General features: G+C 71.5%; 18 protein-coding genes. 5 read left to right on the forward strand and 13 right to left on the reverse strand.

Going from position 1 to position 23,001, the window contains the following annotated elements:
* Nucleotides 1–25: 25 nt before the first annotated feature.
* Entirely contained in the window at nucleotides 26–1,621 is a 1,596-nt protein-coding gene (locus ACFYMM_RS22840; RefSeq protein WP_388389375.1) for an acyl-CoA carboxylase subunit beta, read from the reverse strand.
* A 154-nt stretch (nucleotides 1,622–1,775) separates the two neighbouring features.
* On the reverse strand, nucleotides 1,776–4,103 hold the full coding sequence (locus ACFYMM_RS22845) for a polysaccharide lyase 8 family protein (protein ID WP_388389377.1): 2,328 nt from the start codon (nucleotides 4,101–4,103) through the stop codon (nucleotides 1,776–1,778).
* Between the two features lie 191 nt (nucleotides 4,104–4,294).
* On the opposite strand from ACFYMM_RS22845, the gene ACFYMM_RS22850 reads away from it, so the two are divergent.
* Both ACFYMM_RS22850 and ACFYMM_RS22855 read left to right on the forward strand, forming a co-directional pair.
* On the forward strand, nucleotides 4,295–4,906 hold the full coding sequence (locus ACFYMM_RS22850; RefSeq protein ID WP_388389379.1) for a YceI family protein: 612 nt from the start codon (nucleotides 4,295–4,297) through the stop codon (nucleotides 4,904–4,906).
* Entirely contained in the window at nucleotides 4,903–5,532 is a 630-nt protein-coding gene (locus ACFYMM_RS22855; RefSeq protein ID WP_388389381.1) for a class I SAM-dependent methyltransferase, read from the forward strand. The genes ACFYMM_RS22850 and ACFYMM_RS22855 overlap by 4 nt, the downstream gene beginning before the upstream one ends.
* A 46-nt stretch (nucleotides 5,533–5,578) precedes the next feature.
* Here the strand turns inward: ACFYMM_RS22855 and ACFYMM_RS22860 are convergent, their stop codons facing one another.
* On the reverse strand, nucleotides 5,579–7,027 hold the full coding sequence (locus tag ACFYMM_RS22860; RefSeq protein WP_388389382.1) for a hypothetical protein: 1,449 nt from the start codon (nucleotides 7,025–7,027) through the stop codon (nucleotides 5,579–5,581).
* 128 nt (nucleotides 7,028–7,155) lie between these two features.
* Between ACFYMM_RS22860 and ACFYMM_RS22865 the strand changes: the two genes are divergently transcribed.
* Nucleotides 7,156–7,764, forward strand: a complete 609-nt coding sequence (locus ACFYMM_RS22865; RefSeq protein ID WP_388389384.1) for a GPP34 family phosphoprotein — start codon at nucleotides 7,156–7,158, stop codon at nucleotides 7,762–7,764.
* A 17-nt stretch (nucleotides 7,765–7,781) separates the two neighbouring features.
* On the opposite strand, the gene cimA is transcribed toward ACFYMM_RS22865, so the two are convergent.
* The 8 genes from cimA to ACFYMM_RS22905 form a co-directional block, all read right to left on the reverse strand.
* Nucleotides 7,782–9,386, reverse strand: coding sequence for a citramalate synthase (cimA, locus tag ACFYMM_RS22870; RefSeq protein ID WP_388389386.1), 1,605 nt, complete (start codon nucleotides 9,384–9,386; stop codon nucleotides 7,782–7,784).
* Nucleotides 9,387–9,767: 381 nt separating this feature from the next.
* Nucleotides 9,768–10,367 carry a TetR/AcrR family transcriptional regulator gene (locus ACFYMM_RS22875; RefSeq protein ID WP_388389388.1) on the reverse strand — a complete coding sequence of 200 codons (600 nt, stop codon included), beginning with the start codon at nucleotides 10,365–10,367 and terminating at the stop codon, nucleotides 9,768–9,770.
* Nucleotides 10,368–10,376: 9 nt separating this feature from the next.
* The gene (locus ACFYMM_RS22880) at nucleotides 10,377–11,444 is read right to left on the reverse strand and encodes an agmatine/peptidylarginine deiminase (protein WP_388389390.1); all 1,068 of its coding nucleotides are present in this window, start codon (nucleotides 11,442–11,444) and stop codon (nucleotides 10,377–10,379) included.
* Between the two features lie 8 nt (nucleotides 11,445–11,452).
* Entirely contained in the window at nucleotides 11,453–13,129 is a 1,677-nt protein-coding gene (locus ACFYMM_RS22885) for an urease subunit alpha (RefSeq protein ID WP_388389392.1), read from the reverse strand.
* Entirely contained in the window at nucleotides 13,126–13,806 is a 681-nt protein-coding gene (ureA, locus tag ACFYMM_RS22890; RefSeq protein WP_388389395.1) for an urease subunit gamma, read from the reverse strand. Before ureA ends, ACFYMM_RS22885 begins: the two co-directional genes overlap by 4 nt.
* A gap of 160 nt (nucleotides 13,807–13,966) precedes the next feature.
* Entirely contained in the window at nucleotides 13,967–15,055 is a 1,089-nt protein-coding gene (locus tag ACFYMM_RS22895; RefSeq protein ID WP_388389397.1) for a branched-chain amino acid aminotransferase, read from the reverse strand.
* A gap of 261 nt (nucleotides 15,056–15,316) precedes the next feature.
* Complete coding sequence (locus ACFYMM_RS22900) at nucleotides 15,317–16,360, reverse strand: 3-isopropylmalate dehydrogenase (RefSeq protein WP_388389400.1); 1,044 nt, start codon at nucleotides 16,358–16,360, stop codon at nucleotides 15,317–15,319.
* 110 nt (nucleotides 16,361–16,470) lie between these two features.
* Nucleotides 16,471–16,599 (reverse strand): hypothetical protein, encoded by a 129-nt coding sequence (locus ACFYMM_RS22905; RefSeq protein WP_097286358.1) that lies wholly within the window; start codon nucleotides 16,597–16,599, stop codon nucleotides 16,471–16,473.
* Nucleotides 16,600–17,002: 403 nt separating this feature from the next.
* On the opposite strand from ACFYMM_RS22905, the gene ACFYMM_RS22910 reads away from it, so the two are divergent.
* Complete coding sequence (locus tag ACFYMM_RS22910) at nucleotides 17,003–18,958, forward strand: RICIN domain-containing protein (protein WP_388389402.1); 1,956 nt, start codon at nucleotides 17,003–17,005, stop codon at nucleotides 18,956–18,958.
* Between the two features lie 99 nt (nucleotides 18,959–19,057).
* Here the strand turns inward: ACFYMM_RS22910 and pruA are convergent, their stop codons facing one another.
* Nucleotides 19,058–20,689 carry an L-glutamate gamma-semialdehyde dehydrogenase gene (gene pruA / locus ACFYMM_RS22915; RefSeq protein ID WP_388389404.1) on the reverse strand — a complete coding sequence of 544 codons (1,632 nt, stop codon included), beginning with the start codon at nucleotides 20,687–20,689 and terminating at the stop codon, nucleotides 19,058–19,060.
* A 37-nt stretch (nucleotides 20,690–20,726) separates the two neighbouring features.
* Nucleotides 20,727–21,653, reverse strand: coding sequence for a proline dehydrogenase family protein (locus ACFYMM_RS22920; protein WP_388389406.1), 927 nt, complete (start codon nucleotides 21,651–21,653; stop codon nucleotides 20,727–20,729).
* A gap of 128 nt (nucleotides 21,654–21,781) precedes the next feature.
* Between ACFYMM_RS22920 and ACFYMM_RS22925 the strand changes: the two genes are divergently transcribed.
* Nucleotides 21,782–22,978 (forward strand): PucR family transcriptional regulator, encoded by a 1,197-nt coding sequence (locus ACFYMM_RS22925; protein ID WP_388389407.1) that lies wholly within the window; start codon nucleotides 21,782–21,784, stop codon nucleotides 22,976–22,978.
* Nucleotides 22,979–23,001 lie beyond the last annotated feature (23 nt).

A 23,001-nucleotide genomic window follows, 5' to 3' on the forward strand; every position in this document is an offset into this window, starting at 1 on the left:
CTCCGTGGAAGAGGTTTCCGCAGGGTTACTGCGGGGGGTTGCCGTGTTTGCGGGACGGCAGGTCGGCGTGCTTGGTGTGCAGCATCGCCAGGGACTTCACGAGTACCTCGCGGGTCTCGGCCGGGTCGATGACGTCGTCGACCAGACCGCGCTCGGCGGCGTAGTAGGGGTGCATCAGCTCGGCCTTGTACTCCTTGACCATCTTCTGACGCGTGGCCTCGGGGTCCTCGGCCTGGGCGATCTGTCGCCGGAAGATCACGTTGGCCGCGCCTTCCGCGCCCATCACGGCGATCTCGTTGGTCGGCCAGGCATAGGTCAGGTCGGCGCCGATCGACTGGGAGTCCATGACGATGTAGGCACCTCCGTACGCCTTGCGCAGGATCAGCGAGATCCTCGGCACGGTCGCGTTGCAGTAGGCGTAGAGGAGCTTCGCGCCGTGCCGGATGATTCCGCCGTGCTCCTGGTCGACACCGGGCAGGAACCCGGGGACGTCCAGGAAGGTGACGATCGGGATATTGAAAGCGTCACACATCTGGACAAAGCGCGCAGCTTTTTCACTCGCCTCGATGTCCAGGACGCCCGCCAGCACCTGCGGCTGGTTGGCGATGATGCCCACGACCTGACCGTCCAGACGGCCCAGCGCGCAGATGATGTTCCGCGCCCAGCGCTCGTGGACCTCCAGGTAGTCGCCGTCGTCGACGATCTCCTCGATGACCTTGGCCATGTCGTACGGCCGGTTGCCGTCCGCCGGGACCAGGTCCAGCAGGACGTCCGAGCGGCGGTCCACCGGGTCGCCGGAGTCGACCCGGGGCGGGTTCTCGCGGTTGTTCTGCGGCAGCAGCGACAGCAGGTACCGCACCTCCGCGATGCAGGTCTCCTCGTCGTCGTAGGCGAAGTGGCAGACGCCGGAGGTCTCCGCGTGGACGTCGGCGCCGCCGAGCCCGTTCTGGGTGATCTCCTCGCCGGTGACCGCCTTGACGACGTCCGGGCCGGTGATGAACATCTGCGAGGTCTCGCGGACCATGAAGACGAAGTCGGTGAGGGCGGGGCTGTAGGCCGCGCCGCCCGCGCACGGGCCGAGCATCACCGAGATCTGCGGGATGACACCGGAGGCCTTGGTGTTGCGCTGGAAGATGCCGCCGTACCCGGCGAGCGCGGAGACGCCCTCCTGGATGCGGGCGCCGGCACCGTCGTTGAGCGAGACCAGCGGGGCACCGGCCGCGATGGCCATGTCCATGATCTTGTGGATCTTGGTGGCGTGGGCCTCGCCCAGCGCGCCGCCGAAGATCCGGAAGTCGTGCGCGTACACGAAGACCGTACGGCCCTCGACCGTGCCCCAGCCGGTGATGACACCGTCGGTGTACGGCTTCTTGGCCTCCAGGCCGAAGCCCACCGCGCGGTGCCGGCGCAGCTGCTCGACCTCCTGGAAGGAACCCGGGTCCAGGAGCAGTTCGATCCGCTCCCGGGCGGTCAGCTTGCCCTTGGCGTGCTGTGCCTCGGTCGCCTGCTCACTGGGGCCCGCCACGGCGGCGGCACGGATCTCGTGCAGCTCGGCGACCCGCCCGCGCGCGTCCGTCGGCTCGCCGGTCGGCTCACCCGTCGTCTCTTCCAAAACGGTCATGTAGCGACCTTACGAAGGACACCAAGGAAAGCGAGCCGTCGACTCCGTACAGTCTCCGGCCCATTTTCCTGGTAGCACTGAACAGAACCTCACCGGCATGCAGCCGTTCCGACTGCTCAGAGGCCGTCGGCGTTGTTGGAGTGCCACAAAGCCGTCAGCCCGGAACGACCTCACAAACGTGCGTGGCGCATGCCATCCCCGGAGTGACGAGCAGCCTCAGACGGCGGCCCGCCGACAGCACCCGCACGCTGTCGTCCGCCCGTACGACCGAGCGCACCGGGCGGTCCCAGACGATCTTCAGCGGCTCGCCCGAACGGGGTGGCTCGCTCACGCAGAGCGTAGCCGTACCTCCCCGGTCCCGGTGCCGCACCAGCACGCTCGCGCCACCGGACGCGGCCAGCGCCCCGACCTGGCCGGCCCGCCAGAAGAGAGCGCCGGTCAGTCCGAGCGCGGGCACGGCGACGGCCTGACGGCGGGAGTCGTTGGCGAGGACGGACAGCCAGCGCCGGTCGGCGGCGCGTTCGGCGACCTGGGTGCGGGAGGCGCCGGGCATCAGGACGTACAGGTAGTGGGCGCCGGCCGGGTCGGTGCCGTGGTCGAGCCACAGGGTCTGCCAGCGCCGGGTGCGCCGCTCGTCCGTGCTGTCGGCGTTGATGTCGGACCAGGCTCCGGTGCGGTCCTCGCGCAGGGTGCACAGATCGCCGCCCCAGGGCAGGATCCAGCCGCCGTGACCCTCCAGATGCGCCCAGTCCCGGCCGCGGACGAAGGCCTGGGCGCCGCGCTCGCCGAGGTTGCGGTTGTCGACGACGGTCTCGACGGGCACGCCGTCGGAGCAGGTGATCCCGGCGCCGAGGCAGACCACCGCGTCGTCGAGGCAGAACCACGCCTTGCGGGCCTCCAGGGTCGAGCCGAGCCCCTTCAGATGCTGTCCGATCGCCGCGTACTCCCCGTCCGTCGCGCCACCGACCCAGCGCACGTCCGGCTTGGGCGCGCCCCACTCGCCGCCGGCCCGGTCGGCGAGGCGCCGGGTGGAGACGGTCGTGCCGGGCAGCCGGTACCAGTCCACGGTCGGCCAGAACCAGTCCGTGTACTGGTCGTCGCCCCCTTCGGCCCACCAGGACACCATCCCGGACCCGGTGTGCCAGCCGCGCGGGTTCTCCCCGTTGCCGCACTCGTAGTGGGCGATGCGGTCGCTGGCCATGGAGAGGGCGGCGACGAACCGGGGCCGGCGGTGGACGGCACGGTCCATGGCCGGGAACAGCCGGTGCTCCACGCTCTCGGGCACGGCGGGTACGGCGGAGTCGGCGACGACGCGCAGCCGGGCGAGGTCGGCGACCCCGAACTGCGGTGCCGTCAGCAGACCGGCGGAGCCGTCCCGTGCGATCCACCCCTTGACCCGGCCGTACCAGCGCTCCCGCTCGCCCGGGCTCGCGCCGCCCGCGAGCAGCACCATGGCGGCGACGAGCGCCTGCCCGTGGAAGCGGTCGCCGCGCATGACGTGCTGGTCGTCGTCCTTCAGGCAACCCCGGCTGATGGCACGCCCGTTGACGCAGTCCATGACCAGCCCGTGGTGGACGAGGGGGGCGTAGGCGTGCTCGACGCTGTCGAGGACGTTCTGCCGGTCCGGGTCGGTGACCTCCCACCGCGACCCCGCCAGCAGCGTGAACAGCCGCCCCAGTCCGTCGAGGAGGACCTGCCCGTAGGTTCCGGAGTAGGCGACCCAGGTGTGCTGTACGAAGGAGCCGTCGGCGTAGAGACCGTCGCCCCGGGTGGCGTACGGGAAGACGGGCGAGAGGGCGTCACGGGCGAGGGCGATCCGGTCGCCGGCCCGGCCGAGGATCCCGCGCAGGGCGACACAGCGGCACAGGTCGACGCGGTTGGCGCCGGTGGAGGTGCCCGAGTAGCCGGTGAGCAGGGTGTCGGGGAGGAAGTGGTCGACGGCCGCGCAGACGGCCGCGATCCGGCCGGCGCCGAGGTGGTCGTGGAGGGTGAGGCCGGTGTCGAGGAGGAGCCGGGGGCTGCCGATCTGCCATTCCCACCAGTTGCCGTAGGGGGTGGTGGAGGGGCGGTAGACGGTGGCGGAGAGATGGTCGAGACCGCGCAGGATGTCGGCGAGGAGGCCTTCGTCGCCGGTGCGGCCGGTGCCGTCCTGGGCGTAGGCCTGGGTCATGGTCCACAGCCGGCCGTAGCTCCGGGTGATGCCGGAGGGCGGGTCGAAGGGGCTGTCGGGCCAGAGGGAGGCGGGGGCGGGGGCCATGGCGGCCTGCAGGGCGCGGGCGAGGTCGCCGGTCCGGGCCAGCCGGGAGGCGTAGGGCTCGGCGGCGGGGTCGTAGCCGGTGCCGAGGGCGAGGTCGAGCCAGCGGTGGCGGAGGCTGTCGTACGGGTCTGCCGTGACGGCCCTGGCGGTTCCCGCCCGTGCCGTCGGGACCGGGGCGAGGAGGGCGGCGGTGAGGAGGGCGCGCCGGGTGGGGCTGGCGGTCATGGTCCTCCCGTTACCACCGGGCCGGGGGAGGCGAAACGACGCCGACGGGTATGCGCCGGGGGCCGGGGGGAACACGGCCGGAACACGACAGGGACTCGCCCGCGGATGACGTTGAAACCGGGATGGAATAGGTCTACGGTCGATCCCGTTGGACTCGTTGAACATTCAACAGCATCCCACAGGAGCCCGCCATGAGCATCTTCGGCCGCAAGGACACCGCAGACACCGCCGCCTCCACCACCCCCGCCGCCGTGAACCCCGAACTGGCCGCACTCACCGGTGACTACACGATCGACCCGGCACACTCCACCCTCGGCTTCGTCGCCCGCCACGCCATGGTCACCAACGTCAAGGGCAGCTTCCTCGACTTCACGGGCTCGCTGCACCTGGACGGCGAGGACCCGGCCGGTTCCACCGCCTCCCTCGACGTCACGATGGAGAGCATCGACACGGGCAACGCCGACCGCGACGGCCACCTGAAGTCGTCGGACTTCTTCAAGACGGACGAGTTCCCGACGATGACGTTCCGCTCCACCAAGGCGGAGGCCCTGGGCGGCGACGACTACCGCATCACCGGCGACCTCTCCATCCTCGGCGTCACCAAGCCGCTCACCATCGAGCTGGAGTTCAACGGAGCCGCGAAGGACCCGTTCGGCAACGAGCGCGTCGGCTTCGAGGGCAAGGCGGAGATCCTGCGCTCGGAGTGGGGCCTGACCTGGAACGCCGCACTGGAGACCGGCGGCGTCCTGGTCTCCGACAAGATCAAGCTGAACTTCGACATCTCGGCCATCAAGCAGGCGTGACCCCGCCGCACCGGTCCGGTCCGGACCCCTACTGGAACACCAACGTGGCCCGGCACCCGGGCATCCTCCGCGCCCTACCCGAGGGCTGCGACGACGCCCTGGACGTGGGCTGCGGGGACGGCCTGCTGCTCCGGAAGCTGGCGGCGGGAGGGGTGAAGCGGGTCACCGGGATCGACCGGTCGCCCGAAATGGCCTCCCGCGCGCGGGAGTCGGCGGCGGACCGCCCGAACGTCACCGTCCTGGAGGGCGACTTCCTGGAGGCCGGTCTGCCCCGCGCCGGGTTCGACTTCGTCTGCTCGGTGACGACGGTCCACCACATGGACTTCGAGGCGGCCCTCGTGCGGATGCGGGAGCTGCTGCGGCCCGGGGGCAGGTTGGTGGTGGTCGGCCTGGCGAGGGAGGCGAGCGCGGCGGACTGGGCGGCGTTCCTCGCGGCGGCGCCGATCGTGCGCGTCACCAAGGTGCTGCGCCGCGCGAGCGCCCCGGAGGGCATGCCGGTCGCCGCCGCCGCGATGAGCTACGCCCAGGTGCGTTCCACCGCGCGACGCCTGCTGCCGGGCGTGCGGTACCGCCGCCATGTGCTGCGGCGCTACTCGCTCACCTGGGAGAAGCCGCGGGTGGCGTGAGCCGGGCTGGTGCGGCCCGGGGCGGCGGGGCGAAGGCGTCCGGGTCTCAGAAGTCCCCGCCGCCCCCGCCGAAGTCCCCTCCTCCCCCGTCGTCCCCGAAACCCCCACCGCCCCCCGGGCCGTCCCCGAACCCGCCCCCGAAGGCCCCCGGATCGAAGTCCGCGCCCGACACGTCACCACCCTGGTAACCGTCGCCCTGGTAACCACCGCCCTGGTCGTCACCGCCGAAGCCCCCGTACCCGGCGCCGTAGTCCGCCGCGTACGACGGGCCCGCCATCACGCTTCCCAGCACCGTCCCCACCAGCAGCCCGGGCAGGATCCCGCCCCCGAAGTAGCCCCCCGCCCACGGCCCGTACGCCGGTCCCGCGTCCCAGTAGGGGCGGCGGCCGTGGTCGGTGTCCACCTCGCGGACGACCGGGTCGCGGCCGTCGGCCAGCCGGGTGGCGTCGGCGGCGCAGACCGGGACCTCGCGGGAGGTGCCGCCGGGCGGGTTCCAGGTGGCGTCGGTGACCGAGGGGCCGTGGCGGGGGTCGAAGAAGCAGGGCGGCCGGCGTTCGGGCAGCGGGCGGCCCTCGCGGCGGGCGGCCAGCTGGGTGAGGGAGAAACGGCCGTCCTCCAGGGCCTGGGTCACGGCGTGCACGTCCTCGGGCCGGCGGGCCTCCGCCATGTACTGCTTGGCGTTCTCGTAGGCGTCCAGCGCGCGTTCGTAGTCCGCGCGCATGGCGTCGTCGGCGCCCGCCTCGGCGGGGTGGAAGTCCAGGCGGTCCAGCTCCTCGCCGAAGGCGGTGATGTCCTCGTCGACGACCACCCGCAGGCGTCGCAGCGCGGCCTGCCGCTCCTCCTCGCGGCGCCTGCGGTTGCGCCGGACCAGGGCGTACGCGCCCGCGCCGACGGCCACCACCACGGCTCCGGCGGCGATCACCGCCGTACTGGAGGGCCCGCCGCCCGAGGAGCCGCCCCAGCTCGCCGGGGCCCGTCCGCCCATGTTGGCGAGCGCGCCTCGGGTGAAGTCGGTGAGCTGGGCCCCGGCCGCCTCGCCCTGCACGCTGGTGACGAGGTTGTGCACGGCGCCGCTCGACAGGACGACCGGGTCGGCGCGGGCGTCGAAGCGGTCACCCAGGCGGATGGCGTACAGACCGGTGATGCCGGTGGCCGTGCGCAGCTTGGAGAAGAGCTGGGCCGTCGGGTACCCGGCCGGCAGCACCGCGACGAACAGCGGCTTGTCCGCGTCCCTGATCCGCTTGGCCAGCGCGTGGGCGCCTGCGGCGGAGAACTGGCCGTAGGCCGCCGGGTCGACGTAGACCGGGCTGCCGCGCAGGGCCTCGGCGACGGTGGAGACGCTCGTGGAGCCGGTGGTGGAGCCGGTCGTGGACCCGCTGACGGCGCCGTTCGCGGCCGCCGTCGCGGGTCCCGGCGTCAGCACGCTCACGAACAGCAGCGCCAGGGCCGCCAGCAGCAGGGCCGGGAGGCTTCGGGTCCGCGGGGCAGCCGTCATGGTTCGAAGCTACCCGAAGGCTGTCGAAACCGGTCATTTCAGCGGGGCGCGGTGGGCGGTCGGCGGATCGAGGGCAGACGATGAGGACAGGGCCCGCCACGTCGAACGACCCGGGAAAGGCGTTTCGCATGACCACACCGCGCGACCTGCTGATCGTCTCGCTCGACACCGACGCCGACCGCTCCGTCCCGCAGGGAGACCTGTCCCTGGCCCTCGCGGGAGCCGAGCTGGTCGATCTCCTCGGGGTGCAGGCGCTCAGCCTGCACGGGGAGCGGATCGTGCCCGGTGCGCGGTGGGCCCTGGAGGACCGGCTGCTGGACCAGGCGGTGTCCGCGCTGGTGCGTCAGGCGCCGTACGAGTCGGTGGAGGACTGGCTGTGGCGCCGGGGGCGCGGCCTGTCCTCCGCCTATGTCGACGTGCTGGAGGCGGAGGGGGAGGTCCGGCGGGAGCGGCACCGCTGGGCGTTCCCGGCGACGGACAAGGTCGTGCCGGCGGACTCCCCCGCCCGCCGCCGGGCCGCCGACCGCTGGGCCTCGGGCGAGCCCGTCCTCGCCGGGCTCGGCGCGGCGCTCGGGCTGCGCGAGGCGCCGGACGAGGAGGCGGGCGGGGCGCCGGTCGACGACGCGGTGGTGAGCGTGCTGGCCGCCGTGGGCGACGCGGTGACGGAACTGGAGGCGGTACGGCAGCGCCGTCAGATCGAACAGGCCGCGTTCGACAACATCTGGCGGGGGCACTGAGGCAGTTCGGCCCCGGGCTACTCGGCCGGGTCGACGCCCGCCCGCAGCAGGCCGTAGGTGTAGGCGTCCTCCAGCGCCTGCCAGGACGCGGCGATCACGTTCTCGGCGACACCGACCGTGGACCACTCGCCCTTGCCGTCCGAGGTGGAGATGAGGACGCGGGTGGTGGACTGGGTGCCGTGCTTGCCCTCCAGGATGCGGACCTTGTAGTCGACCAGGTCGAGGGCGGCGAGCTGGGGGTAGATCTTCTCCAGGGCCACGCGCAGGGCGCGGTCCAGTGCGTTGACCGGGCCGTTGCCCTCGGCGGTGGCGACGATGCGCTCGCTCTTGGCCCACAGCTTGACGGTGGCCTCGTTGGCGTGGGTGCCGTCGGGGCGGTCCTCGACGATGGCGCGCCAGGACTCGACGTCGAAGTACTTCAGCGGCCTGCCCTCGACCTCGGAGCGCAGCAGGAGTTCGAAGCTGGCGTCGGCCGCCTCGTAGGTGTAGCCCTGGAGCTCGCGTTCCTTGACGCGCTCCACCACCCGGCCGACCACCTCGCGGTCGCCGCCCAGGTCGATGCCGAGTTCCTTGCCCTTCAGCTCCACCGAGGCGCGGCCGGCCATGTCGGAGACCAGCATGCGCATGGTGTTGCCGACCTGCTCGGGGTCGATGTGCTGGTAGAGGTCCGGGTCGACCTTGATCGCCGAGGCGTGCAGGCCCGCCTTGTGGGCGAACGCCGAGACGCCCACGTAGGGCTGGTGGGTGGAGGGGGTGAGGTTGACGACCTCGGCGATGGCGTGGGAGATCCGGGTCATCTCGCGCAGGTGGCCGTCGGGCAGGACCTTCTTGCCGTACTTCAGTTCCAGGGCCGCGACGACCGGGAAGAGGTTGGCGTTGCCGACGCGCTCGCCGTAGCCGTTGGCCGTGCACTGGACGTGGGTCGCGCCCGCGTCGACGGCGGCCAGCGTGTTGGCGACCGCGCAGCCGGTGTCGTCCTGGGCGTGGATGCCGAGCCGGGCGCCGGTGTCGGCGAGGACCGTGGAGACGACCGCGTTGATCTGGGCGGGGAGCATGCCGCCGTTGGTGTCGCACAGGACGACCACGTCGGCGCCCGCCTCGGAGGCGGCCCGGACCACCGACTTCGCGTACTCGGGGTCGGCCCGGTAGCCGTCGAAGAAGTGCTCGCAGTCGACGAAGACCCGGCGGCCCTGCTCACGGAGGTAGGACACCGTGTCGCGGACCATCTCCAGGTTCTCCTCCAGCGTGGTGCGCAGCGCCAGTTCCACATGCCGGTCGTGCGACTTGGCGACCAGTGTGATCACCGGGGCGCCGGAGTCGAGCAGGGCCTTGACCTGGGGGTCCTCCGACGCCTTCGCCCCGGCCCGGCGGGTGGCGCCGAAGGCGACCAGCTGGGCGTTCTGGAAGTCGATCTCCTGCTGGGCGCGGGCGAAGAACTCGGTGTCGCGCGGGTTGGCGCCGGGCCAGCCGCCCTCGATGAAGCCCACGCCGAAGTCGTCCAGGTGCCGAGCGATGGCCAGCTTGTCGGCGACGGTGAGGTTGATGCCCTCGCGCTGGGCGCCGTCGCGCAGGGTGGTGTCGAAGACGTGGAACGAATCGTCCGGCCGGCTGGTTTCCGTCATGGTCTCAAGGCTCCTGTGTTCAATCTCGGTCTTACCGGAATGACCGGCTCCACCGTCCCCTCATGGTCCCTCGCGCTCCGTTCCCGGCTGAAGGTGGGCCGGAAAACGAAAAAACCTCTCGCGGGTGCGAGAGGTCTGCGCGCGGGTCGAGGACGACGATGGCCACCCGTACCTGGTCGTACGTGGTGGTCACTGCGGACCGGCGCGCCTGCTGCCAATAATCGTGGCGAACGAGAGCACGAGGGCAGTGTGGCACAGCCCCGGCCCCGGCTCACCGCCCGTCTCAGGATGCGGTCGCCACGGCGGACGACTCCGGGGCCCGCGCCCCGGGCCGGGTCCGGTTCCTCCGCCCGGCCGGAGTCAGGAGGGAGCCAGGAGGAGTCAGCGGGGAGCCAGGAGGGAGTCCGCGAGGAACTCCCGGACGTGTCCGACGACCTGGTCCCGGTCCGTGCCGCGCGGGCCGATGGCGAGGTGGATGGAGAAGCCGTCGACCAGACACCTCAGCCGGGTGGCGAAGCGGTCGGCGTCGACCGGGCGGAACTCACCGCGCGCGATGCCCTCGGCGAGCAGGGCGACGAGATCCCGGTGCCAGGCGCCCTCGATGGCGGCCTGGCGCTCGCGGGCCCGGTCGTCGGCGTTCTGCGAGCGGTTCCAGACCTCCAGCCACAGGATCCAGTGCGGATCGCGGGGCCCGTCCGGCAGGTACAGGTCCACGTAGGCGTCGAGGCGGTCGCGGGCGCTCGCCGGGCGGGTGAGCAGCCGGCCGCGCGCGGTGCCCAGCCGGCCCTCGCTCCACTCCAGCGTCCGCAGCAGCAGTTCGTCCTTGGAGTGGAAGTAGTACAGCAGGTGGCCGCTGCTCATGCCGACCTCGCGGCCGAGCGCCGCCATGGTGAGCTTCTCCAGACCGCGCTCGGCGATCATGCCCATGGCGGCGGCGAGGACCTCCTCGCGCGGTGGCGCGTTCTTCCGCGCACCGGCCATCCGTGACTCCTAGATCCTGGGCTGCTGCTGGGTGACGCAGTGGATGCCACCGCCGCCGGAGAAGATCGTACGGGCGTCCACCAGCGTCACCGTCCGCCCGGGGAAGAGGCGGCGGAAGATCCCGGCCGCCAGTTCGTCGCGCGGGTCGTCGAAGGCGCAGAGCACGACACCGCCGTTGCACAGGTAGTGGTTGATGTAGGAGTAGTCGGCCCAGCGGCCGTCCGCCTCCAGCACGGTGGGGGCGGGCACCTCGACGACCTCCAGGGTCCGGCCGCGGGCGTCCGTCTGCGCCTTCAGCAGGCCGATGACCTCCTTGGTCACCTCGTGGTCGGGGTGCGCCGGGTCGGGCTGGTGGTGCGCGACCACCACGCCGGGGCGGGCGAAGGCGGCGACGATGTCGACGTGGCCGAGGGTGCCGTAGCCGTCGGCGGCACCCCGGCGCCCTTCCGGCGGCGGGGCAGGGTAGTCACCGGTGAGGCCGCGCGGCAGCCAGATGGCCTTGCGGGTGCCGAGGTGGGCGTGGATCTCCGCCTCGACCTGCTCCTTCGTCCAGTGCGGATTGCGCTCGGGGCCCAGCTGGACGGTCTCGGTGAGCAGCACGGTGCCCTCGCCGTCGACGTGCAGGGCCCCGCCCTCGTTCACCAGCTTCGAGGTGTACGTCTTCGCCCCCGCGAGGTCCGAGACGTGCGCGGCGATCTTGGCGTCGTGCTCCCAGCGGGCCCAGTGCTGTGCGCCCCAGCCGTTGAACGTCCAGTCCACGGCGGCCAGTTGGCCGTGTCCGTCGGTGAGGAAGGTGGGGCCGATGTCGCGCATCCAGGCGTCGTCGAGTTCGCGCTCGACGGTGTCGACGCCGGGGCCGAGCAGGGCCCGGGCCTCGGCGGACTGGCCGGGTCCGCACACCACGGTCACCGGTTCGAAGCGGCGCACGGCGCGGGCGACCGAGGCCCAGGCGAGACGCGCGGCCGCGAGGTCGTCGGGGGTGTCGAAGGTGGGGTTGGGGCCCGGCCACGCCATCCAGGTGCGCTCGTGCGGGGTCCATTCGGCGGGCATGCGGAAGCCGTCGGAGGCTGCGGACATGGTGATCCTCAGAGGAAGTAGAGGCGGTTGAGGGAGACGGAGTCGGCGGGCCGGGAGCTGAGCGGTTCGCCGTCGAGGGTGACCAGTCCGGTGTGCCGGTCCACGTCGACGGCTCCGGTACGGGAGTTGAGGCGCAGGTCGGCCGGTCCGATGCCGCGGGTGCCGCGTACCGCGACCCGGCGGCGGCGGGTGGGCATCGAGTCGTTGCCCTGGTCGAGGGCCGCCCTGGCCACGAAGGCCACCGAGATGTCGGCCGGGGTCGCGCCGTGCGCGCCGAACTGCGGGCCCAGCACCAGGGGTTCGCAGGTGTCGGTGGCCGCGTTGGGGTCGCCGACCACGCCGTACGCGGGGAAGCCGGACTTGAGGACCAGTTGCGGCTTGGCGCCGAAGTACTCGGGGCGCCACAGCACGATGTCGGCGAGCTTGCCGGCCTCCAGGGAGCCCACCTCGTGGGAGAGGCCGTGGGCGATGGCCGGGTTGATGGTGAGCTTGGCCAGGTAGCGCAGGACGCGCTCGTTGTCGTGCTCGTCCGGGGCGCCGAACTCGGCCTTCATCTTGCCGGCCATGGCGAGGGTGCGGCGGACGGTCTCCCCCGCCCGGCCCATGCCCTGTGCGTCGGACGAGGTGATGCCGATCGCGCCCAGGTCGTGCAGCACGTCCTCGGCGCCCATCGTGCCCGCCCGGATGCGGTCGCGGGCCATGGCCGCGTCGCCGGGCAGGTCGGTCTTCAGGTCGTGGACGGAGACGATCATGCCGTAGTGCTCGGCGACCGCGTCCCGGCCGAAGGGCAGGGTCGGGTTGGTGGAGGAGCCGATGACGTTCGGGACGCCGGCCATCTTCAGCACGTTGGGGACGTGTCCGCCGCCGCAGCCCTCGATGTGGAAGGCGTGGATGGTCCGGCCCTCCAGGACGCGCAGGGTGTCCTCGACCGACAGGCACTCGTTCAGGCCGTCGCTGTGCAGGGCGACCTGGACGTCGTACTCCTCGGCGACGCGCAGGGCGGTGTCCAGGGCGCGGGTGTGGGCGCCCATGTCCTCGTGCACCTTGAAGCCGGACGCGCCGCCCTCGGCCAGGGCCTCGATCAGGGGCGCGCCGTGCGAGGAGGAACCCCGGCCCAGGAAGCCGATGTTGACCGGCCAGGCGTCGAAGGCGTTGAAGGCGTGCCGCAGCGCCCAGGGCGAGTTGACGCCGACTCCCCAGACGGGCCCGAACTCCTGTCCGATGATCGTGGTCACGCCGGAGGCCAGCGAGGCCTCCATGATGCGTGGGGACAGCAGGTGGACATGGGTGTCCACGGCACCGGCGGTGGCGATCAGTCCCTCGCCGGAGACGATGGACGTGCCCGTGCCGACGACGACGTCCACCCCGTCGAGGGTGTCGGGGTTCCCGGCGCGGCCGATCGCGTGGATCCGGCCCTCGCGGATCCCGATGGACACCTTGCGGATGCCCTGGACCGCGTCGATCACGACGACGTTGCTGATGACCACGTCACAGGTCTCGCGGACGGCGGCGGCCTTGAGGTGCAGGCCGTCGCGGGCGGTCTTGCCGAAGCCGGCCAGGAACTCGTCGCCGTAGCGCTGCGCGTCGGACTCGACGCGGACGACCAGACCGGAGTCGCCCAGCCGGATACGGTCACCGGCGCGGGGGCCGTGGGTGGCGGCGTACGCGTAGGGGTCGACGGTCATCGTTCCACTCCCAGATATCCGCAGGCGGCGGCCCTGCGCAGGGCCTCCTCACGTGCTCCCGGCGCGTCCAGCGCCCCGTCGACCAGCCCGGCGAAGCCGATCGCGATCCGCTCGCCGCCGATCGGGAGCAGCCCGACCTCCACGCTCTCGCCCGGCCCGAAGCGGACCGACGACCCGGCCGGTACGGCCAGGCGCATCCCGTAGGCCCGCTCGCGTACGAAGTCCAGCCGCGGGTTGGCCTCGAAGAAGTGGAAGTGGGAGGTGACGGAGACCGGCACGCTAGCGGTGTTGGTGACCGTGAGCCGGATCACCGGCTCGGGGTCGGCGTGCTCCGGCCCCGGCAGGAGTGCGCCCGGTGCCCGCTCCCCGAGGCCCGTGCCGATCGGGTCGGAGACCACCGCCAGCCGGGAGCCGTCGTCGAAGACGGCCTCGACGTGCACCTCGGTCACGATGTCGGCGACGCCCGGCAGCACGTCGGCGGGTCCCAGCACCGACCTGGCGGCCTCGACGGCCTCGGCGAGCCGTCTGCCGTCCCGGGCCGCCTCGCAGACGGTGTCCGCGATCAGGGCGGTGGCCTCCGGCACGTTGAGCCGCAGGCCGCGCGCCCTGCGGGCGCGGGCCAGTTCGGCGGCCGAGAACAGCAGCAGGCGGTCGCGTTCGGTCGGGGTCAGTCGCATGCCGGGCACCTCCTCGCCGCTGACTTTAGAGCGGCGTTCAAAGTTTAGAGCACCACTCTAAAACACGGCGGGCCGCCCCGGACACGAAGTCCGGGGCGGCCCTGGGGTTCGCCGGCGAGGTGGTCGCGGGGAACGTCTCGGCCGCCCTCCCGCCGAGGTCTCAGCCCAGGCGGTGCATCCAGCCGTGCTTGTCCTCGGTCAGGCCGCGCTGGATGCCCAGCAGGGCCTCGCGCAGGCGCAGGGTCACCGGGCCCGGCGTGCCGTCACCGTGGGTCCAGGCGTCGGTCCTGGTCTTGACGTGGCCGATCGGCGTGACCACGGCGGCGGTGCCGCAGGCGAAGACCTCGGTGAGGGCGCCGGACGCGGCGTCCTCACGCCACCGCTCCAGAGTGATCACGCCCTCCTCGGCGGCGAGGCCCAGGTCGCGGGCGACCTGGAGGAGGGAGTCGCGGGTGATGCCCTCCAGGATCGAGCCGGTCAGCTCCGGGGTGACGATCCGGTCGCCGTAGACGAAGGCGACGTTCATGCTGCCGCTCTCCTCGACCTTGGTGCGGGTGACCGCGTCGAGGTAGACGACCTGGTCGCAGCCGTGCGCGGCGGCCTCGGCCTGGGGCAGCAGGGAGGCCGCGTAGTTGCCGCCGGTCTTGGCGTCGCCGGTACCGCCGGGGACGGCGCGGACGTGGTCCTCGGAGACCCAGATGGTGACCGGCTTGACACCGCCGGCGAAGTAGGCGCCGGAGGGGGAGGCGATCAGCATGAACAGGTACTCGTTGGCCGGGTGCACGCCGAGCGCGGCCTCGGTGGCGAACATGAACGGCCGCAGGTAGAGGGAGGACTCGCCGCCGTGCGGCGGAACCCAGTCGGTGTCCTGGCCGAGCAGCGCGTCCAGCGCGGCGATGAACAGTTCCTCGGGCAGTTCGGCCATGGCCATGCGGCGGGCGGAGTTGCGGAAGCGGCGGGCGTTGGCCTCCGGGCGGAACAACGCGACCGAGCCGTCGGGCTGGCGGTACGCCTTGAGCCCTTCGAAGATCTCCTGGCCGTAGTGGAGGACGTGGGTGGAGGGGTCGAGGGAGATCGGCCCGTAGGGAACGAGCTGGGCGTCGTGCCAGCCGCGGCCCTCCGTCCACTTGATCGTCACCATGTGGTCGGTGAAGTGGCGGCCGAATCCGGGGTTGGCCAGGATCGCCTCGCGCTCCGCGGCGGACAGCGGGTTGGCGGAGGGCTTGAGCTCGATCGTGGGCGTCGTCATGAGTGGTTGTCCTTCACCGGTTGTAGTGACGGGCCGCGCTCACGCCCGTACGGCCTTCCGGCCAGTGCTAGGACGTCCGAGCATTGCCTCATACCGCGGCTCCGCGTTCGATTATCGCGCGGGGGCTGCGGCGGAAGGAATCGGGGGGAATGCGGCCCAGGGGATGATGGTGGCACCCGGCGGGGACATGCGGAAGCCGCCGGGTGCGAGGGTGACCCGGCGGCTTCGAGTGGTGCTTCGAGTGCTCTTCGTGCCGGCGGGTCAGCCGGCTACTCGGGCGGCGAGCGCGTCGCCGATCCCGGAGGTGGAGCGCGCGGGCAGCGCACCGCGCTCGGTGAGGTCGGCGGAGACCGCGTCCTCGATCCGGGCGGCCTCGGCGTCGTAGCCGAGGTGGCGCAGCAGCAGGGCGACGGACAGGACCGTGGCGGTGGGGTCGGCCTTGCCCTGGCCGGCGATGTCCGGGGCCGAGCCGTGGACCGGCTCGAACATGGACGGGAACTCGCCGGACGGGTTGATGTTCCCGCTCGCGGCGACGCCGATGCCGCCGGAGACGGCCGCGGCGAGGTCGGTGATGATGTCGCCGAAGAGGTTGTCGGTGACGATCACGTCGAACCGGGCCGGGTCGGTGACCAGGTAGATGGTGGCCGCGTCGACGTGGATGTAGTCGGTGGCGACCTCGGGGAACTCCTTGGCCACCCGGTCGAAGACGTTCGTCCACAGGTGACCGGCGAAGGTCAGCACGTTGTTCTTGTGGACCAGGGTGAGCTTCTTGCGCGGGCGGGCCTGGGCGCGGGCGAAGGCGTCGCGGACCACGCGCTCGACACCGTAGGCCGTGTTGACGGAGACCTCGGTGGCGACCTCGTGCTCGGTGCCCTTGCGGATGGTGCCGCCGTTGCCCGTGTAGGGGCCCTCGGTGCCCTCGCGGACCACGATGAAGTCGATCTGCGGCTCACCGGCGAGCGGGGTGGCGACGCCGGGCAGGAGCTTGGAGGGGCGCAGGTTGACGTGGTGGTCGAAGGCGAAGCGGAGCTTGAGCAGGAAGCCGCGCTCCAGGACGCCGGAGGGGACGCTCGGGTCGCCGATGGCGCCGAGCAGGATCGCGTCGTGCTGCCTGAGCGCGGCGAGGTCGGCGTCGGTGAGGGTCTCTCCGGTGGCCCGGTAGCGCTTGGCGCCGAAGTCGTAGTCCCTGGTCTCCAGCTTCACATCCTGCGGCAGGACGGCGGAGAGGACCTTCAGACCCTCGGCCACGACCTCCTGGCCGATGCCGTCACCGGGGATCACTGCGAGATTGATGCTGCGAGACATGTCGGCACCCTACTCCTCGTCCCATGGGATGACATGCGCTGTCCGCGATACGGACGAGGAGGGCTGACGGTGCGACAGTACGACCGCGTGGCGGGGTGGTCTGGTGCGACTCAGTGGCCGGTCTCGCCGCCGTTGTCGCGGCGGTCGAGGGCGCGCTGGAGGGCGGCGGCGGCGTTCTTGCGGTCGGACTCGCTCGTGCGGGACACGTGGCGGACTCGGCGGACGGTCGTCTCGGCCATGGAAATCGACTCCTTCGACACACGGGGGTGCGGAGAGACAGGGGGGTTACGAGACGCCGGATGGGACGGGGAGCGGTGCCGCAGGGGTCGCCTGCACGGGGCCCGGCTCACGACCGTCATTCGCTTGATCGAGCGAGACGTTCGGCTCCTACAAAACTAAGGGAGGAGCGCGCTTCTGTCTCCACAATTACTCGGACTTCCTACTATCTGAGACGGGAGGACGGGCGGGTCCGGGAAACATGGTATGTCTGCGGCTTCACAAACAGTCAGACAGAGGGACAGAACCGATATTTCCCCTCCATGACTGGGCACTTTCATCCCGCATACCCCTTGACGCACGGCACTCACGTCATCGAATTTCATGCGTGGACTCCGACAGCCACCCGAGACCGGGAGTACACCCATGCCGTCAGGAAGACTGTCCCGTCGTACCCTGCTGGGCGCCGCCGGTGGCGCCGCGGCCGCCGGCGCACTGCCCGTGCTTCCCGCCCCCCGCGTGCTCGCCCAGGCCGCCGCCGCGGACCTCCAGACCAATCTCGCCAGACTCGCGGAACTGCGGTTCGGCATGTTCAACCACTTCAACCTGGGGACGTTCACCAACCAGGAGTGGGCGGCCCCGAACCAGAGCCCGACGCTGTTCGCACCCACCGCGGTCGACTGCGCGCAGTGGGCGGCCGCGGCCAAGTCGGCGGGGATGAGCTATGGCGTGCTCACCACCAAGCACCACGACGGCTTCGCCCTGTGGCCCAGCGCCCACGGCACCCAGAACGTCGCGAACAGCTCCTACAAGCACGACGTCGTGCGGCAGTACGTGGACGCGTTCCGCGCCGAGGGCCTGAAGGTGGGTCTCTACTTCTCGATCTGGGACCGCACCTACAACGTGCAGGCCTACGACGCTCGTCACCATGTGCCCGCGGACCAGGAGATCGTGCCCGGGGACATCACCTTCGTCCTCGGCCAGATCACCGAACTGCTGACGAACTACGGCACCATCGACATGTTCGTCACCGACGGATACGCCTGGCAGATGGGCCAGCAGGCCGTTTCCTACCAGCGCGTCCGCGAGCACGTGAAGTCGCTCCAGCCCGACATCGTCATGATCGACCACGGCGGCCTGTCGGTGCCGTTCCTGGGTGACGCCATCTACTTCGAGGAGCCGCTCGGGGTCACCTCCCCGGCTGGCAACACCTACGCGAGCCTGCAGGGGCAGACGATCAGCAACGGCTGGTTCTGGCACCCGGCGACACCGACGACGGACCCGATGAGCAAGGCGTCGATCCTCGGTCACCTGGCCGATCTCGAACCGAAGTACACCTCGTTCATCCTGAACTGCCCGCCCAACCGGAACGGCGTCCTCGACACCAACATCGTGACGCGACTGGGCGAGGTCGGTGCCGCGTGGAGACCGGACACCTCGCGGGCGCCGCTGCCGGCACAGATGCCGCGGGCCGAGCACCCGGTGACGCCGGTCAGCGCGTATGCCACCGGGTTCAACCCCGGCGAGGGCCCGATGAACGCGATCGACGGCCTCAGCGACAAGGGCTTCGAGACGTGCTGGTCGACCTGGAGCAGCACACCGGGCACCGGCAGCCTGGCACTCCCCCAGTCGATCACCGTCGACCTCGGTGGGGTGTGGAGCGACGTCTCCACGCTGGAGTACCTGCCCAAGCAGTGGAACCGCAACGAATCCACCGACGGCGACATCACCTCGTACACGATCTTCACCAGCGTCGACGGCACCCACTTCACCCAGGTCGCCACCGGTACCTGGGCCGGCACCCGGGCCACCAAGGTGGCCGAGTGGACCGCCCGTGACGTGGGCTACGTACGACTGCAGGTCAACGCCGCCACCGGCGACTACGCCAACGTCGGCGGGCTGCACATGGGCGGCCGCACCGCCAGACCCGCTCTGGTGTCAAGCGTCCTGCCCGGTGACGGCACCGTCTACCGGCTCGTCAACCGCAACAGCGGCAAGGTCGCCGACGTCGAGGGAGCCGCCACCGCCAACGGAACCGCCGTCATTCAGTGGCCTTGGCAGAACCACACCAACCAGCAGTGGACCTTCGCCTCCACCGGCGACGGCTACTACAAGATCCGCAACGTCCACAGCGGCACCCTCCTGCAGGTGGCCGCCCTCTCCCGGGTGGACGGCGGCACCGTGGGCATCTGGTCCGACAGCGACGTGCCGCAGCAGCAGTGGGCCGTGACGCCCACCGGCGACGGCTACTTCTACCTCACCGACCGGCTCAGCGGCCTGGCCCTCAACGTCGACGGAGCCTCCACCGCCGACGGAGCCGCCGTCAACCAGTACACCTGCACCCGGGACACGCGGCAGCAGTGGCAGATCGTCGCCCTGTAGCCGACCGGGTAGGGAGCGGGCCGGATACGGCGTCGCCCGGCGACGACGCCCGCGACCGGCTCGTCGCGGCCGCGGGCGTCGTCGCCGGTACCCGGACGGTCAGCCCATGTGCGGGTAGGTGTAGTCGGTCGGCGGGACCAGCGTCTCCTTGATGGCGCGGGTCAGGGTCCAGCGCAGCAGGTTCTGCGGGGCGCCGGCCTTGTCGTTGGTGCCGGAGGCCCGGCCGCCGCCGAAGGGCTGCTGGCCGACGACCGCGCCGGTCGACTTGTCGTTGATGTAGAAGTTGCCGGCCGCGTAGCGCAGCTTCTCCATCGTGCGGGCCGCCGCCGCGCGGTCGCCCGCGATGACCGAACCGGTCAGCGCGTAGTCGGACACCGACTCCATCTGCGTCAGCATCTCGTCGTACGTGTCGTCCTCGTAGACGTGCACGGCGAGGAACGGGCCGAAGTACTCGGTGCGGAAGACCTCGTTGTCCGGGTCGGAGCACTCGACGACGGTCGGGCGGACGAAGTAGCCGACCGAGTCGTCGTAGCTGCCGCCCGCGACGATCGTGCAGGCCGGGTCCTGCTTGGCGCGGTCGATCGCGGCCTTGTTCTTGGCGAAGGAGCGGTCGTCGATGACGGCGCCGACGAAGTTGGACAGGTCGGTCACGTCGCCCATGGTCAGGTAGTCGACCTCGGCGGCGAACTCCTCCTTGAAGCCGGAGTTCCAGATCGACGCCGGGATGTAGGCGCGGGAGGTCGCGCTGCACTTCTGGCCCTGGTACTCGAAGGCACCACGGGTCAGGGCGGTCTTCAGGATCGCGCGGTCCGCGCTCGGGTGGGCGACCAGGAAGTCCTTGCCGCCGGTCTCGCCGACCAGGCGCGGGTAGGAGCGGTACTTCTCGATGTTGTTGCCGACCGTCTTCCACAGGTACTGGAAGGTCTTGGTCGATCCGGTGAAGTGGATGCCGGCCAGGTCGCGGTGGACCAGGGCGACCTCGGAGACCTCGATGCCGTCGCCGGTGACGAGGTTGATGACGCCCTTGGGCAGGCCCGCCTCCTCCAGCAGCCGCATGAGCAGTACGGCCGCATGGGTCTGGGTCGGCGAAGGCTTCCAGACGACGACGTTGCCCATGAGCGCGGGCGCGGTGGGCAGGTTGCCCGCGATCGCGCTGAAGTTGAAGGGCGTGATCGCGTAGACGAAGCCCTCGAGCGGGCGGTGGTCGAGCCGGTTCCAGACGCCCGGGGAGTTGGCCGGGGGCTGCTCGGCCAGGATCTGGCGGGCGTAGTGGACGTTGAAACGCCAGAAGTCGACCAGCTCGCAGGGTGTGTCGATCTCGGCCTGCTGGGCGGTCTTGGACTGGCCGAGCATGGTGGAGGCGGCGATGGTCTCGCGCCACGGTCCGGCCAGCAGCTCGGCCGCGCGCAGGATGATCGCGGCGCGGTCGTCGAAGGCCATCGCGCGCCAGGCGGGCGCGGCGGCGAGGGCCGCGTCGATGGCGTCCCGGGCGTCCTGCCGGGTGGCGTTGCGCAGGGTGCCGATGACGGCCTTGTGGTTGTGCGGCTGCACGACCTGGAAGGGCTCACCGCCGCCCATCCGCTTCTCGCCGCCGATGGTCATCGGCAGGTCGATCGGATTCTCGGCCAGCTCCTTCAGCTTGGCCTCCAGCCGGGCGCGCTCGGGCGAACCGGGGGCGTAGCCGTGCACCGGCTCGTTGACGGGGGTGGGGACCTGGGTCACAGCGTCCATGGGTTCCGTAACTCCTTACTGAGCGGGTGGGTTGGGCTCAGCCCTTGCTGATCATGCTGCGGACGAAGAACCGCAGGTTGGCCGGCTTCTCCGCGAGGCGGCGCATGAAGTAGCCGTACCAGTCGGTGCCGTAGGCGGTGTAGACGCGCATGCGGTGGCCCTCGGCGGCGAGTCGCAGGTGCTCCTCGCTGCGGATGCCGTACAGCATCTGGAACTCGTACTCGTCGAGCTTGCGGCCCGCCTTGCGGGCCAGTTCCTGGCCGATGGAGATGAGGCGCGGGTCGTGGGACCCGATCATCGGATACCCCTCGCCCTCCATCAGGGTCCTCAGGACGCGCACGTACGCCTTGTCCGTCTCGTGCCTGTTCTGGTGGGCGACCTCGGCGGGCTCGTCGTACGCGCCCTTGACCAGCCGCACCCGGCTGCCGCTCGCGGCGAGACGGCGGGCGTCGGACTCGGTGCGGAAGAGGTAGGCCTGGATGACACAGCCGGTCTGCGGGAAGTCCTTCCGCAGTTCCTCGTGGATGGCGAACATCGAGTCGAGGGTGGTGTGGTCCTCGGCGTCGAGGGTGACCGTCGTGCCGATGGCGGCGGCGGCCTCGACGACCGGGCGGACGTTGCGCAGCGCGAGTTCGTGACCGCCGTCCAGCGCCTGTCCGAACATGGACAGCTTGACGGACATCTCGACCTTCGTGCCGAGGCCGAGGCCGCGCAGCCGGTCGACCAGCGCGAGGTAGGCGTCCTGGGCGGCGGTGGCCTGCTCGGGGCTGGTGATGTCCTCGCCGACGACGTCCATCGTCAGCTCCAGGCCCCGGCCGGTCAGCTCCTCGACGATCGGCACGACGTCGTCGACGCTCTCGCCGGCTATGAACCGGTCCACGACCTGTTTGGTCACCGGGGCCGCCGAGATCAGGCGTCGCATCCGGTCGCTGCGCGACGCGGCGAGAATCACGGGACCCAGCACGGGGCACCTCCACAAACCAGCAGACAGAACCACCGTGAAACCTAAGGATCCCTCCGATCCTCAGCCATCGACAGCTGTCACGCATCCGTGCCGCAGATCTCAGACAGATGTATGAAGCGCCTGCGGTCATGCGGGAGAATGCCCGGGTGACACCCGACAACAGAGGTGACTACCAGGAGCTGGTCGACGAGATCTCGGAGCTGCTCGGGTTGCCGGCGACGCTGGAGAACCGTGACTTCGAGCTGATCGCCTTCGGTGCCTACGACAGCGAGGGCGACCTCGACGCCTCGGCGCTGGACCCGGTGCGCACCCGCTCGATCCTGACCCGGCGGTCCACGGCGGCCGTCCGGACGTGGTTCGAGGGCTTCGGCATCACCAGGGCGACGGGCCCGGTCCGCATCCCGCCCACTCCGGAGGCGGGCGTGTACCGGGGACGGATCTGTCTGCCCGTACGCCACCGGGGTGTCGTCCTGGGCTACGTCTGGCTGCTGGACTCGGAACCGGGGCCCACCGAGCGGCAGCTGGCGGCGGCCATGGAGGTGACGGTCCGTATCGGCGCGCTGCTCGCGGACGAGGCCCAGCACGGGGCGGATCTGAGCCGGGAACTGCGGGCGGTGCTGGTCGCCGAGCGGGACTGGCAGCGGGACATGGCGGTGGCCGAGCTGCGCACGGCCCTCGGCTCCCGCGCGCGGGGCCCGCACACGGTGGTGTGCGTGGCGCCCTGGCCCTCGGCCGATCCGGAGGACGCGCCTTCGGTGCGTACGGTGCCGGGGGCGACGGCGCTGTGCACGGTGGCGTGGGGGACGACGGACCAGTGCCTCGCCCTGCTGGTGCGGCTGCGTTCGGCGGACGTCCTGGCTCCGGCGGCCTCGGCGGCGGGGCGGCTGCTGGAGCGGGCCGGGCCGTCGGGCCGGGCCGCCGCCGCGGGGATCGCCACGGCACGGACCGGTCTCGCCGAACTGGGCACGGCGTGGGGGGAGGCGTCCGCCGCCGCCCGGGCGGCGCTCGCGGAACCGCGGTTCGCTCCGGTCGCCGAGTGGGCGCGGATCGGTCCGTACCGCCTGCTGACCTCGCTGTCCCGGGGGGCGGCCGACGACCCCGCCGTGCACGCCCTCCTCCTGCCCGCGCACCGCGAACTCGCCCGCACCGCCGAGGTGTACCTCGACCGCGCGGGCCAGGCGGGCCGCACCGCGGCGGAGCTGGGCATCCACCGTCAGACCCTGTACTACCGGCTGTCCCGGGTCGAGCAGCTGACCGGCCTCGACCTGGACGACGGGGAGGACCGGCTGCTGCTGCACATGGCGTTGAAGGGGGCGCGACTGTAGGCCTCCCGGCCGGTCCGGCCGGA

The organism is Streptomyces sp. NPDC006739 (assembly GCF_042869815.1).
In the GTDB taxonomy this organism is placed as follows: domain Bacteria; phylum Actinomycetota; class Actinomycetes; order Streptomycetales; family Streptomycetaceae; genus Streptomyces.

Bases quoted from the DNA above. Each gene is read 5' to 3' on its own strand.
- ACFYMM_RS22895 (WP_388389397.1), bottom strand. From the start codon at position 15,055: ATGACGACGCCCACGATCGAGCTCAAGCCCTCCGCCAACCCGCTGTCC.
- cimA (WP_388389386.1), bottom strand. From the start codon at position 9,386: ATGACGGAAACCAGCCGGCCGGACGATTCGTTCCACGTCTTCGACACC.
- ACFYMM_RS22875 (WP_388389388.1), bottom strand. From the start codon at position 10,367: ATGGCCGGTGCGCGGAAGAACGCGCCACCGCGCGAGGAGGTCCTCGCC.
- ACFYMM_RS22905 (WP_097286358.1), bottom strand. From the start codon at position 16,599: ATGGCCGAGACGACCGTCCGCCGAGTCCGCCACGTGTCCCGCACGAGC.
- ACFYMM_RS22885 (WP_388389392.1), bottom strand. From the start codon at position 13,129: ATGACCGTCGACCCCTACGCGTACGCCGCCACCCACGGCCCCCGCGCC.
- ACFYMM_RS22850 (WP_388389379.1), top strand. From the start codon at position 4,295: ATGAGCATCTTCGGCCGCAAGGACACCGCAGACACCGCCGCCTCCACC.
- ACFYMM_RS22910 (WP_388389402.1), top strand. From the start codon at position 17,003: ATGCCGTCAGGAAGACTGTCCCGTCGTACCCTGCTGGGCGCCGCCGGT.
- ureA (WP_388389395.1), bottom strand. From the start codon at position 13,806: ATGCGACTGACCCCGACCGAACGCGACCGCCTGCTGCTGTTCTCGGCC.
- ACFYMM_RS22925 (WP_388389407.1), top strand. From the start codon at position 21,782: ATGCGGGAGAATGCCCGGGTGACACCCGACAACAGAGGTGACTACCAG.
- ACFYMM_RS22880 (WP_388389390.1), bottom strand. From the start codon at position 11,444: ATGTCCGCAGCCTCCGACGGCTTCCGCATGCCCGCCGAATGGACCCCG.
- pruA (WP_388389404.1), bottom strand. From the start codon at position 20,689: ATGGACGCTGTGACCCAGGTCCCCACCCCCGTCAACGAGCCGGTGCAC.
- ACFYMM_RS22865 (WP_388389384.1), top strand. From the start codon at position 7,156: ATGACCACACCGCGCGACCTGCTGATCGTCTCGCTCGACACCGACGCC.
- ACFYMM_RS22845 (WP_388389377.1), bottom strand. From the start codon at position 4,103: ATGACCGCCAGCCCCACCCGGCGCGCCCTCCTCACCGCCGCCCTCCTC.
- ACFYMM_RS22840 (WP_388389375.1), bottom strand. From the start codon at position 1,621: ATGACCGTTTTGGAAGAGACGACGGGTGAGCCGACCGGCGAGCCGACG.
- ACFYMM_RS22900 (WP_388389400.1), bottom strand. From the start codon at position 16,360: ATGTCTCGCAGCATCAATCTCGCAGTGATCCCCGGTGACGGCATCGGC.
- ACFYMM_RS22860 (WP_388389382.1), bottom strand. From the start codon at position 7,027: ATGACGGCTGCCCCGCGGACCCGAAGCCTCCCGGCCCTGCTGCTGGCG.